The organism is Marixanthomonas sp. SCSIO 43207 (assembly GCF_019904255.1).
GTDB lineage: Bacteria > Bacteroidota > Bacteroidia > Flavobacteriales > Flavobacteriaceae > Marixanthomonas.
In genome coordinates this window covers 1,692,662-1,709,429 of sequence record NZ_CP063203.1, presented here as the reverse complement: position 1 = coordinate 1,709,429, position 16,768 = coordinate 1,692,662, and the positions used below count along the sequence as shown (strand labels likewise).

11 protein-coding genes and 1 riboswitch are annotated in these 16,768 nt (G+C 33.5%); of the genes, 5 read left to right on the top strand and 6 right to left on the bottom strand.

From position 1 onward, the window contains the following. Positions 1-17 precede the first annotated feature (17 nt). The 3 genes from INR76_RS08055 to INR76_RS08045 form a co-directional block, all read right to left on the bottom strand. A complete protein-coding gene (locus INR76_RS08055; RefSeq protein ID WP_223107398.1) occupies positions 18-1,037 on the bottom strand; it encodes an alpha/beta fold hydrolase in 1,020 nt (339 codons plus the stop codon). 49 nt (positions 1,038-1,086) lie between these two features. Further along, on the bottom strand, positions 1,087-2,379 hold the full coding sequence (locus INR76_RS08050) for an O-acetylhomoserine aminocarboxypropyltransferase/cysteine synthase family protein (protein ID WP_223107397.1): 1,293 nt from the start codon (positions 2,377-2,379) through the stop codon (positions 1,087-1,089). A gap of 122 nt (positions 2,380-2,501) precedes the next feature. Continuing rightward, positions 2,502-2,608, bottom strand: a riboswitch (SAM riboswitch). Positions 2,609-2,858: 250 nt separating this feature from the next. Then, the gene (locus INR76_RS08045) at positions 2,859-4,952 is read right to left on the bottom strand and encodes an amino acid carrier protein (RefSeq protein ID WP_223107396.1); all 2,094 of its coding nucleotides are present in this window, start codon (positions 4,950-4,952) and stop codon (positions 2,859-2,861) included. Positions 4,953-5,322: 370 nt separating this feature from the next. Here INR76_RS08045 and INR76_RS08040 point away from each other — a divergent pair, with 370 nt between their 5' ends. From INR76_RS08040 to INR76_RS08030, 3 genes are all read left to right on the top strand, one after another. Then, positions 5,323-5,862, top strand: a complete 540-nt coding sequence (locus INR76_RS08040; RefSeq protein WP_223107395.1) for a DUF2975 domain-containing protein — start codon at positions 5,323-5,325, stop codon at positions 5,860-5,862. A gap of 3 nt (positions 5,863-5,865) precedes the next feature. Continuing rightward, positions 5,866-6,078, top strand: a complete 213-nt coding sequence (locus INR76_RS08035) for a helix-turn-helix transcriptional regulator (protein ID WP_223107394.1) — start codon at positions 5,866-5,868, stop codon at positions 6,076-6,078. A gap of 202 nt (positions 6,079-6,280) precedes the next feature. Next, positions 6,281-6,835, top strand: a complete 555-nt coding sequence (locus INR76_RS08030) for a hypothetical protein (RefSeq protein ID WP_223107393.1) — start codon at positions 6,281-6,283, stop codon at positions 6,833-6,835. Between the two features lie 494 nt (positions 6,836-7,329). Here INR76_RS08030 and INR76_RS08025 read toward each other — a convergent pair whose 3' ends face one another. The 3 genes from INR76_RS08025 to INR76_RS08015 form a co-directional block, all read right to left on the bottom strand. Then, positions 7,330-8,562 carry a hypothetical protein gene (locus INR76_RS08025; RefSeq protein WP_223107392.1) on the bottom strand — a complete coding sequence of 411 codons (1,233 nt, stop codon included), beginning with the start codon at positions 8,560-8,562 and terminating at the stop codon, positions 7,330-7,332. A gap of 148 nt (positions 8,563-8,710) precedes the next feature. Next, on the bottom strand, positions 8,711-9,463 hold the full coding sequence (locus INR76_RS08020) for a LytTR family DNA-binding domain-containing protein (RefSeq protein WP_223107391.1): 753 nt from the start codon (positions 9,461-9,463) through the stop codon (positions 8,711-8,713). Positions 9,464-9,466: 3 nt separating this feature from the next. Next, on the bottom strand, positions 9,467-12,385 hold the full coding sequence (locus INR76_RS08015) for a histidine kinase (protein ID WP_223107390.1): 2,919 nt from the start codon (positions 12,383-12,385) through the stop codon (positions 9,467-9,469). A gap of 369 nt (positions 12,386-12,754) precedes the next feature. Between INR76_RS08015 and INR76_RS08010 the strand changes: the two genes are divergently transcribed. Together INR76_RS08010 and INR76_RS08005 are read left to right on the top strand one after the other, a co-directional pair. Beyond that, complete coding sequence (locus INR76_RS08010) at positions 12,755-14,539, top strand: helix-turn-helix domain-containing protein (protein ID WP_223107389.1); 1,785 nt, start codon at positions 12,755-12,757, stop codon at positions 14,537-14,539. Positions 14,540-14,794: 255 nt separating this feature from the next. Further along, on the top strand, positions 14,795-16,753 hold the full coding sequence (locus tag INR76_RS08005; RefSeq protein ID WP_223107388.1) for a serine hydrolase: 1,959 nt from the start codon (positions 14,795-14,797) through the stop codon (positions 16,751-16,753). Positions 16,754-16,768 lie beyond the last annotated feature (15 nt).

The following is a 16,768-nucleotide window of genomic DNA, read 5'->3' as shown; positions in this document are numbered from 1 at the left end:
GTTTTATAGAGTCCAAGTCAATTAACTGAAATGGAGTTTGCTGTTCTGTCTTCTGTACTAACGTACTCATAAGGTGTTTCTATTTTAAAAATGGGTTGTAATATGGTTTTTAATTGATCCAGTTCTAGTAAAAAAGCATCATGCCCATGAATCGATTGAATGGTGTGATGATACATATTGCTTTTAATGGTTTTTCCTAGATCATATGCAGCTTTAATTTCTCGATTCGGAAATAATAAATCGGTGTCTACTCCTATAAGATGAAGTGTTGATTTTATAGTTCTGATGGAAGCTAAAAAATTGCCGGTATCTTTTGTAATATTGATGGTACGCAATAAATGGTTCATGGTTTTATATGCTTGCCTTGTAAATCGATTTTGAATAGCTAGTCCGTGATGGTGCAACCAACTTTCCACTTGATACTTTTGATGAACTTCATCTCTGCTTCTGTTAAATTTTTGCTGAAGCGATTGAGGCGTTCGATAGAGTGTCATGGCATGAATACGTGCATCGTAAACCGGATTATTGGAATGATTTAAAATTTGATCTTGAATGGTGCAATTTGCCAACAGCCAATCGGTAGTTTTCCAATCAGTTGCTATAGGAATAACGTGTGTACATAACTCGGGTTGCAAAACAGTCATTTGCCAAGCTATGGCACCTCCCAATGAACCACCCAACATTGCAAATACTTTTTTTATTTGCAGTTTTTGCAGTGTTTTCAAAAAAAGCATAGCCACATCATACACTGAGCAAACTTGATGGTTTTCCCACAAAAAGGTATCATACCCATTGCCCGGGATGTTGCAAGCTATTACTGTATAGTGGTGCGTATCAATACATTTATTATTTCCTATTAAGTCTTTCCACCAGCCATTTGAACCAGAAACGGTACTATTTCCGGTAAGTGCATGATTGACAACTACTACAGGAGCTGCTCCTATTGGTTGACCAAACACTTGATAACTAACCGGAACCGTGCCTGAAAACAACTTATTTTGTGTGGTGTAGGATATGTGTACTGTATTTAATTTCATTTCAATTAAACTAAAGCGGCTGCCTCTTATAGATAGCCGCTGTTTGTATTTATACTAAAACCGGTTTATCAATGGCTGCAAAAGCTTGTTGTAAATCGGCTGTTAAGTCTTCAAAAGCTTCCAGTCCTACCGACAAGCGAATAAGGTCTTTGGTCACTCCTGCACTTTCTTGTTGGGCATCACTCAATTGTTGATGAGTTGTACTTGCCGGGTGAATAATTAATGATTTGGTATCTCCAATGTTTGCCAAAAGAGAAAATAACTTGGTAGCATCGGTTAGCTTTTTGGCAGCTTCATACCCACCGTGTACACCAAAAGTGAGCACTCCACTTTGTCCTTTTGGCAGGTATTTTTGCGCTAGTTCATAATATGGGCTTTCCGGCAACCCCGGGTATTGCACCCAAGCCACTTCGGGTTGTTGTTGCAACCATGTTGCCAATTGTAACGCATTTTGACTGTGCTTTTTGATACGAAGCTCTAAGGTTTCCAGACCTTGTAAAATTTGAAATGCATTATATGGGCTCAAAGCAGCTCCAAAATCTCGTAAACCTTCAATTCTAACTTTAGCAATAAAAGCAGCTTCTTCAAGTGCTTCGGAATAAACTAATCCGTGATATCCCGGTGAGGGTTCTGTAAATTCAGGAAATTTTCCATTGGTCCAGTCAAAAGTACCTGCGTCTATGATAACTCCCCCCAATGCTGTTCCGTTGCCGTTGATGTATTTAGTTAAAGAATGAATTACAATGTTGGCACCATATTGTATTGGGTTTAGTAAAGCCGGTGTAGCCACTGTGTTATCAACAATAAGTGGAATATTGGCCTGTTTGGAAACTTGTGATAAAGCTTCCAGGTCAACAACATCCAGTTTAGGGTTTCCTAACGATTCTACAAATATAGCACGCGTATTTTCTTGAATTTCAGTTGCTACCTTTTGGGGTTGGTTGGCATCTACAAAAGTTGTTTTTATACCCAATCGAGGTAACGTTACGTTGAGTAAGTTGTACGTACCGCCATACAAACTACTTGAGGCAACTATGTGATCACCGGCTCGCAATAAGCTTAGCAAAGCGGTAGTAATTGCTGCGGTTCCCGATGCGGTTGTCACTGCTGCAATACCGCCTTCTAACGCTGCTAACCGCTGCTCGAGGATATCATTGGTTGGGTTGTTGATACGGGTATAGATGAACCCGGGTTCGGTAAGGTTAAACAAACTGGCTGCGTGGTCGCTGTTTTTAAACACGTAGCTAGTAGATTGATAAATTGGCACGGCACGGGTATTTCCATGAACGGTTACGTCGTGCCCACTGTGCAACGCTTGGGTTGCTGCTTGCTGTGTACTCATTTTTCTTTTTTTTGAGTTAATAAAAAATAACACAAAAGTCAACTCTCGTCTTTTGACGAACCTTATAAGAAAAATGTTATGAAGAATAGAATATCCATTACGTGGTACAGTAATGAATGTTGACGTTATCTATTCCCAACATTGGGATAGAATGTAGCACCTTCCCCGAATGATCGGGAGGTTGCTAAGGAGTCATCGGGTCTATTCCCTCGTCCTTTCTTGATAACATTTCAATAAAGATGTGAACTTTGTACGCACAAAGATTGCCAAAGATTTTTTTAATTTCCAAACAAATTACTGTTTATTTTTTCTGAAATATTTTTCACAGTATATTCTTTTTTGGTTATAACCCCTTTAAATTCAGCAGATACAACAGCTTCTCTTTTTATATTTCCGAAGCATTTTAGCAGCTTGTTTATGTCATACTAAAAAAAAGAGGCTCTTGTACAGAACCTCTTTTTCTCAATATATAAACTTAATTATGCCTTTTTAAATTTTTCATTTATATACAGTTTACCGGCTTTTAATCGCTGTAAATAGGAAGCCATATCGGCACGGATTTCAGGTGACATTATGTAGAGACCAATGATATTTGGGAATGACATGGCAAGGATCATCATATCTGAGAAGCTAAGCACGGCACCTAAACTTGCCGATGCTCCTAATACTACAAACAGTAAGAACATTACTTTATAAATCATTTCAGACTGTTTACTTCTACCAAACAAATAGGTCCACGAACGCATTCCGTAATACGACCAAGATACCATGGTTGAAAAGGCGAATAAAAACACAGCAAATGCTAAAACAGCCGGAAACCAAGAAATAACACTTCCGAAGGCATCAGAAGTAAGTTCTACACCACCTAAACCATCTACTTCGTGCATACCGGTAAAAATCAATACCAAAGCTGTCATAGTACACACCACCATAGTATCAATAAATGGTTCAACCAGAGATGTAAATCCATCTGCTATGGGGTTGTTGGTTTTGGACGCACTATGGGCTATCGCTGCCGATCCAACTCCGGCTTCACTAGAGAAAGCGGCTCGTTGCAAACCGATAATCAAAACACCTATAAAACCACCTTTTAAAGCATCTGCAGAAAAGGCTCCATTAACAATAGCTGAAAAGGCTCCTCCTATGTTTTCGATATGTGTACCAATAACAATAAGACATCCTAAAATGTACACAATGGCCATAAAAGGAACTACACGCCCGGTTACTCGAGCAATGCTGTTGATACCGCCAATGATAACAATACCTACTAAAACGGCAAAACCAACACCAAACCAAAAGCCGTAACCTTCTAAAAAGGGAAGCTGTTCAGAAACAATTTTAAATGCTTGATTGGATTGTAGCATATTTCCGCCGCCAAACGAAGCAATCACTCCCAGTAATGCAAAAAGTGCTGCTAAAAACTTACCCAAGCCTTTCATATTGCGTTTTTCGAGTCCGTAGCGAAGGTAATTCATAGGTCCTCCAAAAATTCTACCGTTTTCGATGTTACGATATTTAACTCCTAGGGTACATTCAGCAAACTTTAATGACATTGCAAAAAAGCCGGCCATAAACATCCAGAAGGTAGCTCCTGCTCCTCCCAGCGAAATAGCCACTGCTACCCCGGCAATATTCCCCAGTCCCACTGTAGCTGACACTGCAGTTGCCATAGCTTGAAAATGGGTAATGGTACCCGGTGCATCGGGGTCGTCATATTTTCCTTTTGCTAAATCTATAGAATGTTTAAACCCTCTGATATTGATAAATCCTAAACGGAAGGTAAAAAAGATACTTCCCAGAATAAGCCAAATAACAATAAACGGAATGGTATTGGTTTTTATATCTCCGTTAGGGTGTTGTAGCGGTTGCGGCTCATCATACTCAACCAATGCCAACATATGAGCGCCTTGTTCAATAACATCGGTGGTGCTATTGGGGTTGAATACTTCGTTCCCTTCGGCTACCAAATACTGAAGGGTTCCATCAGCTGATGCATATACTGTAGTGGTTTCGTTTTGATCGGTCTCAAGGATAGCAATTTTATCACCTTCTTTTACCGAGGCACCTTCTGGTTGCAACCATTCTTTTAAGGTATAGACTCTATCGGTCGTTGCTTCCCAATTTGGAATTGGAATTTGTTTGCTGTTGGTATAAACTACCGGATCATATAAGCCTACTGCAGCAAAAGGATCCCAAAACAAGATATTTCCCAAAAAATCAACAGCCGGTTGTACGTTGCTATTAAACGTTTCGGTGATAGATGCTGTAGGAATGGTAAAGGTTTTTGTAACCTTGTTATCGTTGGCATCAGTTACTGTTACGCTATGCTCCATCCCTTCAATAAGACCCTTTGAGGTTGTAGATTCAAGTGATGTAGCCTGGTTACTCCATTTATATCGGTAAGGCGGGGTACCTCCGGTTACTTGTAGAGAGGCGCTCCCGTTATTGATTTCTTTGGTGGGATTTGTATGTTCTATCTGTACGTCTAGTGTTCCGGTATCGCTTTGACTAAACGCCGTTCCAAAGGCTAAGAATAAAAATACTAGTACAGGTAAAACATATATGTTTTTCATAAAAATTTTAAGGATTTACTAAATATAAGTTAACAAAATTTGATTTTGAAGGTGCAAACATAAGAATTATGCAATGGGCTCACAAAGATAGCGGTTTAAATCTTTACTAATATGCTGGTAGTGTGATTTTTAACTTAATTTTGTGGCTTATGTTTTTGTAAAACCTTTTAGAGTACACCTTAAAATTTTAACATCCTTATAAAATTTTAAATTAACCATTCTTCAACAAACTACTAACTCGGTTTCTTTCTAGACTATGATTGTAAAAATTAAACTATTTTAAAATATTTATCATTTATTGAATAATATTTATCGTTTATCAATAAATTTTTATTTATATTTATTTCACTAAAAATAATCATTGTAAGAAATGAAAGCAAAAGTTAACAACATTGTGTTTAAAGGATTGACGATTGTATCTTGGTTACTTTTTGTTGGTCTTTGTATTGAAGCAGGTGGTTTAATTGTAAATTTTATCTGCAGTTTATTCTATCCAGAAATAGTTCAAAGTCTATATCAAAAACTGGATTTAACCGAAATGTATGAAACTAGTAAATTAGTCTTTTTTGGGATGTACGGTTTTATCCTTACCATTTCAATTTTAAAGGCTGTACTTTTTTACATTGTAGTGGTATTAGTAACTAAAATTAAACTTTCAGAACCGTTTAATAATTTTGTCGCAAAACAAATTTATAAGATAAGTTATTACACACTTTCAATTGGTCTTTTAAGTTTTATTGCAAGACAATTAGCCAAAAAATTACAACACAACGGATTTGTGATCGACAATTTAGGTCAATTTTGGATGGACAGTCAAGCATTTATTCTCATGTCTGCTGTAATTTATATTATTGCCACTATTTTTTCAAAAGGAGTTGAATATCAAGAAGAACTTGAAGAAACCGTATAATCTATGCCTATTATTGTAAACCTTGACGTTATGATGGCAAAACGAAAAATGTCTCTTAACGAATTATCAGAAGCTGTTGAAATTACATTGGCAAATCTATCTAAACTCAAAACGGGAAAAGTAAAAGCAATTAGATTTAGTACCCTTGAGTCAGTTTGTGAAGCACTAGACTGCCAACCAGGAGATATATTAGAATATTCAAAGGAAGAACATTAAAACAAGTAAACATAAAGTCTCTAGCTGAATAAATTCTTACTTAAAACACTCATTACATTTACAGTACGCACAGACTATATCATTTTGGTTAATACAGGTGTAGCCTACTTAGATTACTGTCAATTCTAAACCGAAAAGCACTATCTTTAATGCCCCAACAGATTTTTAAAAGAGACTATTGTAAGCTGAAACTGAACTATAAATGGAACAAATAAAAATATTATTCTTTGCTTTAGCTTCTTTTTTTGGTATCGAAAATGGTAGAATAGCTTCCGATAAAACTACTATAACTATCCACCCTCAAGATAAAGAAATTGAAATTATTCAGGAAGGGCTTTTTACAGTAATACAAACGGAAGAAGATAAAACAATAACGCTGAAACAATGGAATAAAATAGTTGATGCAGAAGAAAAACACACACTAATTTGGTCAAAAGAATTAAAAGAATTTCCTGTTAAAAAATTCAATTTTACATTCAACAGTAAAACAATCCAACCGCATATAACGCTCAAGTATACAAAAGAGAAAGATTTAAGAGTATTAGGAATTTGGTATAATGAAGAAAAAAATGAATTTTCAATTAACAACATTCCGCAGAATAACATTAAGACTGAAGATGGAAAACTAGAAGGTAACTATTGGATTTTCAATTCGGAAAACACAATTACATTTACTATCGAACCATTTCTTCAAATGCCAGAAAAATATAGAGAATTTAAAAAACCACTGATAGAACTATTGGAAGCTAATAAATAACAAATAGCTAGTGTATATCGACATAAAACAGCGCTGCATTCATCCATATTTATTTGCAAAAGATGTTCATTGTTCACTCTATTCAAAGCTGATTTTGCCGAATCTTCTATTTGCTACCACCTATCGCTAAACCGAAAAAGACTATCTTTAATCTTGTAACCAATGGTTATACGATACTTTTGTAAGTAAAACACCAACACAACAATTTTATTTTCAAAAACTGCCTCATAGTAACAAATGCTTTATTATCAGAAATGACAGTATAATGTTATTTGATTGCGAAACTGATTTGGATTTTAATATTGAAAAATTCAAAATTCCAATATCAGAAATTAATGGCTGGAAATTAAACGGAAATTATGAATGGTTTAAAATGCCCTATAAACCAATTGAAAAATATTTGACTCATGAACTATATGAAAGTTTTAAAACGAAATAATTAAAAAAAGCCTACTTATATCAATAGTAGGCTTTTTGGCTAAGTCTATTATACATTAGTTAGCGTTATCACAACTCATCTTTTGACCATAAGGCATTTGTCCGTGGATAATTCCTCCAAACTCAGAACTACTATAACCACTTCCGTTGTATTGTTGTTTAATTAAAAAACCTTGAAGATAACAATCGTTATTTTTATTTTTTTCTGTAAAGGCTCCTTTTATCCAACGATACATAATGTGTCCTGTGTATTTGTTCTTAACTATATTCCAGTCATTAGATTCTATAGTTAATTTTAAAAGTTTTGCTCCATCTTTTGCTATAGTTGCAGATACTTTTTCTTTAGCAAAGTTGATTAATGAAGTATTATTATTCATGGTTCCCGCTTCTGGCATTTTTATAGCATCTCTAGTTGCCTTTGCTGCTTCATCGTAATTAGCTTTTAAAGTTGATTCAAACTCTTTTACTATTGGCTTTGCTTTTTCCAACCAATCTAAGTGAAATTGTTGCTCTCCTTTTCCTATAATATTTAAAACAGTAATATCGTTTTGATGCATATAGGAAGGCACGTTAAATGCATGTCCACCTTGATGAGAACCTGCATAAATTACAAATATATCTTCTGCAATAAGCATACCTCTCACCAATATTGGCATACCGGTACCTAGTTCTAACGTTTGAGATCTGTCTGGGCCTACTTTTGTAGTAAACATACCTGATACTAATTCATAACCAATATAACCTTCTGGTGACATCATTTCTAATTCTGGGGTTGTTAAAAAACGCAACCAAGCATACTCTGGATCTTGAGATGGCAGTATATCTACGTTATCACCCATGTCTGTCATTTGACGTCTTAGTTTCACGCGGTCTACACCTACTGCGCTCATACCTTTAGTCATAGCAAATGGGTATGACATGTATAAAAATTCACCGCCTATTTTTGCTGCTGCTTTTGGTTTATTAGCTTCGGCGTCTTTTTGTTTTTTTTCAAGATATTTTTGGTAATATAGATCTTGTTTTGCTTGATCATTAGGATATTTTTTGGCTAATTCTGCTTTAAACTCCTCATCGGTATATTCAGATTTTGATGAACTTTGATTAGATGTTGAAGAACTGCCAACCATTCCGGAAGCATTTTCAGTTCTTGAAGACAAACCTGTACCTCCTTTTTTATCTAATTTCTTCTCTACTGCTGCTTTGGCTTTCTTTTTAATCAGTTTACCAAATTGAGCTTGAGATGTACCAAAGCATAACGCTAAAGCAATAAATAGAATACTTTTTTTCATGATAGTGTTTTTAATTTTCATCAAATAAAAAACTAAACACTAGTAGATTACAGTTGTTTTTTCTGAATATGCTTATTTTTTTTCTGAAAGTAATTCTATAGATTCTTCCTTAAATTTTAAATATCAAAGCGCTCGTACTAAGAAATAATCACATAAATGTTTCTTTTACAACTTCTAAAAACTGGTCGCGTTTTGACTTAGAAATTGGTATGCGTTTTTGATTACTCATTAAAAGATAATCACCATCGTCTTTTACTAATTCTTCAACATACTTTAAGTTGATCAAGTATGAGCGATGACACTTAAAAAACATGGGGTTTTCAGCTAGTTGCTCGACAAAATGCTTTAAGGGTTTACAAATGGTTTTTTGGTTTCCTTCAACCAATTGTACATCGGTGTACATACCATCTGCCTCAAAATAAACGATGTCTTGATGGGAAGCAAAAAGGATTCCTTTAGGAATTTCTATAGCAATTTTATCCATCGACAATTGCTTTAACGAATCACGTAGTTTGTCTAATTGGCCACTTAAGTTATTGGCATCTATAGCTTCTTTAGCTTTTGCAACCGCCTCTTTAAGCTCTGTAATATCAACTGGTTTGAGTAAGTAATCTACTGCCGAAAGTTTAAAAGCCTCTATTGCGTATTGATTGTATGCTGTAACAAATATAATTTTGAAATCAATTTGATTTGGGAAATATTCTAAAATTTCTAAACCGGACTGGTTTGGCATTTCAATATCTAAAAATACGATATCTGGATGCTCAGTTTTGATTAAATCGACACCTGTTTTTAAATCTGATGCTTCACTAATAGCTTTTATAGCTAGACAATGTTCAATTAGTAAATTAGATAATAAATGTCTTGCGCGCTTTTCGTCATCAATAATTATAGCCTTCATAACTTATTGTATTGGCATGGTAATTACCACTTTTGTTCCTATTGGTTGTTGATTTGAACTATATAAATCTATAATTTCTATATCTATATCTCGTTTTAATTTGTTTTTGTAAAGTCTTACACGTTCTTCGTTTGCTTTAGTAGCAAAGGGTTTGTGTAATTTATCGCTTCGTTTTAATGCTTCAGAATGCTTTCTTCCAATTCCATTGTCCTCAATGGTAATTAAGAGTTTGTTTTTATTTGTCTTTTTGGCTTCAACTTGTAATAGTCTTTTTCCAGATTTATGCAAAAGACCATGTTTTAATGCATTTTCAACATACGGTTGAATGAACAATGACGGAACTTTTATTTGGTTGGTATGAAGAGCTTTATCTACATTTAAATTATACGTTAGTTCGTCTTCAAATCTAACTTTTTCTAACTCTAAATATAGCTGTAAGGCATTTAACTCTTCTTGTAAGGTAATTTCGTTTTGTTGGCTATAATCTAAATACATTCTGATAAGTCTGCTAAACTTAACCAGATACGAACTTGCCAAATCTTTTTCATTTGAAACAATATAATCTTGTATAGAATTTAAAGCATTGAAAATAAAATGCGGATTCATTTGAGACCGAAGGTTTTCTAATCTCAAATTGGTAATCTTTTTGTCAATTAATATTTTATCAATTTCAGCAATTCGTTGTTCTTCTTTTTGCTCTAAGCGCCACCTAAAATAAAGCCATAAAAAGCCAACTACAATTATCAAAATCAATGCATAAAACCAGTATGTTTCCCAAAATGGTTTATGTATTGTAAAAGTTATAGGACTTGCAAATTGCTTATTATTACTACTACTATTTTTACCCTGTAACTCAAAAGTATATTTACCGCTAGACAGACTGTTAAATACCACAAAATGGGTGTTTAAAGGCACGTCTCGCCATGTGGTATCAATAGGTTTTAAGCGATATTTAAAACTAACATGTTTATTAGACCGAAATCCGTTAGAGTTAAAATCAAATCTTAAATTATTAAAATTATGTGGCAAATTATAATCGGCATTGACAATGGTATCTTTATCATTAATTGTAACAGATTCTATCCATACTTTAGAAGTTTTAAAAGCTTTAAAAAGTGTATCATTTTTCGGCATTACATAGAATGAATTAGGAAAAATAGCAACCAAATAATCGTCTAGTATGATAAATTTATCAACCGAAAATGTCAATCCATCTTGTGTATTTAAGCATTTAATTTGATTGGTTTTAGGCTGAAATCTATAAAACCCATCATCTGTTGAAATCCATAGAAAGTCACCGTCAGATTTCAATGTATTTATCTGAACTTGCTGTGGTACTATATCTTGTTTTGAAAACAATTGATCGTCCTTAAAAGACAACAAACCGTGATGCTGAGTTGCTAGCCACAACTCGTCATTTATCTTTTCAATTGAATTAACCAAAATACTTTCATCTTTAAGCTTAATTTCTTTGGAAGTAAAAGTGTTAATGTCAAATTGATACAAGCCATCAATAAAAGAGACAAAAAGGTTATCATTTAAAACTTTAGAGGTTTTTACTCTGCTTTTTCTAATGATTTGAATTGAATCTGAAGTATAGGGTTGATTATAGATTATGGCTTCTTTGTAACTACCATAGAAAATATTTTGATCATCAATTTTTGAAAAAGTTTTAGCTACAGAATACTTGTTTTTTTGGTCTTTTAACGTAAATGTTTGTAAGTCTAAGGTGTATGATTCAGAAGCGTTAATACTTACAATTACATGATTCTGTGAGGCATCAAAAAATAAATTACCTATAATCTTTGAACCTGGTAATTTAATGGTTTTGTAAACTTTGTTATCATTATAAAACAATAATTTACTACTATTTGTACCCAGTAAAAATTGATTGTTATCTAATGCACACGCTGCTGTAATTTTATCTTTTGAGCTGTCTAAATTATAACGGATAATATTAAAATTAGAAGACACAAAAACACCATTGTCTAAGGTAGTGAACCAATAGTTTTTGTTAAAATCTACTACTACGTCGGTAACAGATTCATTAATAAACAATTGTTCTTTAAAATGTAATTGTTGCGCTTTAAGTTGAAATACAAATACACCTGAAGTTGTTAAAAACCAATAGTCGTTATTTATAGATTTAATATTATATATAGTTAAATCTTCTAAGCTTTTGGGTGTTTCAAATTTTAATACTTCTTCAGTTTGTGTAGTATAGAAGTAGATTTGATTTTTACTTTGGACTTTAAAAGTTAATATAGCCGAATGCTTAAAAGCATAAACCCTTGGTGACTGTATGCTGTATTTTGAAGTAAGTTCTGTTAATAATTTTAAACTATCATTTTGTATTTGATACCATTTTTGATTCTCTTGTAAGGATGTACCATCAGAGTCTGTCTTAATAACATATGATACACCATTATAAGAACTTTCACTAACAGACATTCCTTGAAATAGCTGTATTACCTTTTTACTTTTAAAATCGATATCATAAACACCATCTATAGTGAATAATCGTATTGATGTATCAGTAATTTCAAAAGGTGATAATTGTCCCTTTACCAGCTTATTTGCATCGTAAAAAAGAGTTAAGGTGTCATTTTCAACATAAAATATTTGCCCATAAAGGTTAATAGACCAAACCCTCCCTTTATCATCTAGCTTTAATTGAAACAAAGAGTTTACTTTTTGGTTTGAGTTAGTAAACTTTTTATACCTTTTTCCGTTATACCTATATAAACCTTTATCTGCTGCAAGCCATATATAATGGTCTTTATCCTCTAAAATATCATAAAACTCTACATCTGGCAAGTTTGATATTTTTGACAAACGCTGTACTACCGGATCCTGTGCTTTTATAGAACTTCCAAAACCTAATAAACTAACAAAAAGTATGTATCTAATTAAAAATTGCATGGCTTGTAATTGACAAACTTACTATTTAACTAGTTAATTAAGTTTTCTTTTTTCTGTAAGCAGTTGTTTTTCTTCTGAAATAAAACACTGTAATTTATTTTTAAATTTTTAGGTAAAACAATACATACACATAAAATTATGGTGTATCGTATTTGCTTGCTAACTGAAAAACTTACAGAAAAAAAATGTTCTGAAACAATTTCACAATAAGCAACTTGCAGAAAAGTATATTAACAAACTGGCTGTATAATTAGGACTAAAAATAGATACATACAGTCCTTACTTTAATTAATAAACTATAGGCAGCAATATATGTGGCAAATAACTATCTAAAAATCGTTTATCTTTATCAAAGTATATGAACATATAGTGATAGATAAAAAATCCATAGCAGTACTTCCTTTTATCAATATGAGTGGTGATATTGAAAACCAATATTTCTGTGATGGGTTAACTGAGGAAATAATTAACGCATTAGCAAAAATTAAACAGCTTTCAGTTACCTCACGCACTTCTTCATTTTATTTTAAAAACAAAACTGTAACGGCTCAAGAAATAAGAGAAACATTAAAGGTGGCTACTTTTATTGAAGGCAGCGTAAGAACTTCAAAAAAGAAAATGCGTATTACTGTACAAATGATTGATACGCTAGATGACTTTCATTTTTGGTCAGAAACCTTTGATAGAAACCCTGATGACATTTTTGAAATACAGGACGAAATAAGTCGCTTTATTGCTGAAAAACTACGCGAACATATTGGTCATCTTGAGATAGAGGAAAGGCTTGTAGAGCCTATTGATGTTCCTGTAAATATTTATAGAGAATACCTGAAAGGGAGGTATTATATTATGAAGTTGGATTATGAAAATTCTATAAAGGGAATAGATATCTTAAAAAAGGTCATACATAAATCACCTAATTTTTCAAGCCCTTACCTAGATATTAATTTAGCGTATGTTCAAATGGGAACCATGGGGCTATTACCTGCATTTGAAGCCTATCAAAAGGCTCAGCCTTATTTGCTAAAAGCTTTAGAGCTAGACCCTAATTCTTCTAGGTCTCAATTGAATATGGCATGGATAGAATGCTGGCAAAATTGGAATCTAAAGAAAGCGTACGAACATGCCAATAAGGCTTTAGAAATTAAACAGGCAGATGATATTTACTTAACCATTTCTAATCTTTTGACAGTTGAAGGGAAATTAGATGCGGCAAGTAATTATCTCGACAAAGCGCTACAGTTAGATCCTTATACAGCAATCAACCATCATTATAAAGGTTTCTTGTATTATTTACAAGAAGAATATGAAACTGCAATACCTCACCTGGAAAAGGCATTGCATTTAGATCCTGCGTTACCCTTTCCACCAATCTACATTGGGATCTGTTTATTAATGTCAGGTAAACCAAATGAAGCTTTGGTATATTTCGATTCGCTAAAAGGAATTTCAGTGAAAGATCTCACAAAACTAGGAGGTGAAACCATGTGTTATGCAAGGCTTAATGAAACTGAAAAATGCAATGAGGGCATAAATGAATTAGAAACATATTTGAATACGGAATTAGTAGATAAGGCCTTCACATTTTTGATCTTAGTAAATGCTTTATTAGGTAATAGTGAAAAGGTAATAGATTTAGTAGAGCAAGCCTATAATAACCGTTTGCCATTAGTTTTACTATTAAATCCATCACCAATTCTTAAACCTATAAAAAATCACAAAAGGTTTAAAGACATTATGCTTAAAGCTATTCCGGATAATGTTAATTACAAGCAGAAAAAAAAGTACAAACAGGTACTGTTAGATACTAACGAAATTAAAAAGTACAGCAAAGAATTGGAGCAGATTATGATGGACTACAAACTGTTTTTAAATCCAGACCTATCATTAAAAGACTTAGCTTCTTATTTAGAGCTTCCTGCCAATTATGTCTCACAATTATTAAACCTCGGATTTCAAAAAAACTTCTCTGAATATGTGAATACCTTTAGAGTCAACGAATTTAAAGAACGTGTACTTTTAAAAGAAAATAAAGACTTAACCATTATGGCTGTAGCTTATGATAGCGGGTTTAATTCTAAAACCGTGTTTAATACCTTTTTCAAAAAAATTGAAGGAATAACGCCGAATATGTACCTAAAAAATAACCGTTAGTTCTAATTTTTAAAGTAGAACTACTCTAGTATAGTTTACAATTAATTTTACAACATCAAATTGTTATAGCATTAAACTGGTTGATATATTCTTTGGTAATGGTAAAAATGCATCATAATTAACAGTGTTGCATCATAATTTATAGCGCTGCATTAAACTTAATGATTCTTGCTTCATACCTGTTTACTGTTGCTTCAAAGTTCAACCCATCTTTGTATCATCAAGTTAAACCAATAATTCTAAAAATTTAAAATAATGAAACAATATATCAAACTATGTTTTGCGTTACTATTGTTTAGCGCATGTAAAGGTCAGATAAATTCTGTTACAACAAGTCAACCCACCTTATCAGATTATAACGTAGGTGAAAAATGGGTGTGGAAGTATAAAGGACTAACCACCAAAGGCGAAGTAAGATCTGAAGGTACAGATGCCCGAGAAATAATAGAGGTTAATGGTGCTTTACAAATAACAATAGGTAAGGATACCATTTCTGTCTCAGAGATTGTAAAACCTGAAGAAAGTAGTACCCCAAAGTACGATTGGCCTCTTCAAGTAGGTAAAAAGTGGGTGTATGAAGAAAACTGGACGAGTCAAGATGGTACAACTGGTAAACAGCATCTAAATGCTGAAGTAGTATCTTACAAAGAAGAAACAGTAGCTGCAGGATCATTTATGGCGTACACCATTCATTATCATGGTAACATCACAAATTCTAGAGGTTATAATGCGGTTGTAGACGAAGTTTGGTTGTATGCACCAAAAGTGAAAAACTTTATTAAGCTAACTCAAAAGCAAGATGATTTTGTGTATAACGAAGAATTAGTTGAGTATTCTGATAAGCCATTAAAAAGTAAAATTCAATTAGAAAATCAGATTATTGGGAAAGTAAAGTTCTTGGAAGAGCCAGAAAACTTTAGCACTATAGTAAATAAAATGACTGAATATAAAATACCTGCGCTCTCCCTTGCAATTATTAATGATGGTAAAATAGAATGGACAAACACCTATCAAAACCCAAGTTTTTCAGAACAAAATTTAAATAACTCGAGTATTTTTCAGGCTGCATCTTTATCCAAACCCGTAACTTTTTTTGCTGCATTACGTATGCATACTGCAGGAAAAATTGACTTAGATGAAAATATTGAAAACTATTTAGAAAGTTACCAACTACCACAAGGAAAACAGACGTCTGAAAACCCAGTAACCTTTCGTAACATTTTTGCGCATACCTCGGGTATTACTTCTGGTGGGTATCAAGGCTATGCTAGCCACCATACTATTCCAACTGATGTTGCTGTTTTAAAAGGTAGTAAAAGCGTTAATTCACCGGCAATAGAAGTAATCTCGACACCCAATGAAGTATTAGCGTATTCAGGTGGTGGCTATACGTTAGCAGAGGTAGCACTTCAAGATATTTTTAAGGATGATTTTTCAAATAGTATGAACCAATGGATACTTCAACCTATTGGTATGGAGAATTCTGAATTTACACAACCATTACAACCATCAGATTCAAGCAAAGTAGCTAAAGGCTATACATCAAATGGAGTTGTTTTAGATGGAGGCTGGAGAAACCATCCGGAACAAGCTGCTGCCGGACTTTGGAGTAATGCTACTGATATGGCTAAGTTTTTAATTGAAATTTATAAAGGCTACCAAGGCCAAAGCTCTATATTTTCAAAATCAGAAATTGAATCGATACTCAGTCATGAACGTGACGGACATATTTATGGATTTATTGTAATCAAAACAGATACAGGCTTTGCTATTACTCACTATGGTGGCAATGCAGGATACCGAACCGGTATGACCATCGATCTTAATACCGGAAAAGGATTGGTTTATTTAATCAATTCAGACAATGGTGGTGCATTGGGTAATGAATTGCTATTATCGGCTTCACAAGTATACCGTTGGAATCATTTTAAACGTACATCTGCAAAACGGAATCAATTAAATTCAGGAGTATTAAAACAACTTATAGGAAAATACAAATGGAATAGTCAAGTAGAGCTTTCCATACGTTATGATGATAAAACAAACCTATTTTCATTGCACTTTCCAAATGGTGATGCGTATGAGCTTATTTCGATTAAAGATGAAGAATTAAGTTTTATCAATCCAAATACTGGTGTTAACGTTAAGTTTTTAAAGTCCAGTAATTATAATTCATTTCTGTTGTACGGACAAACGGCAGTTAAGTTTCAGTAAATTTTATTGACTATC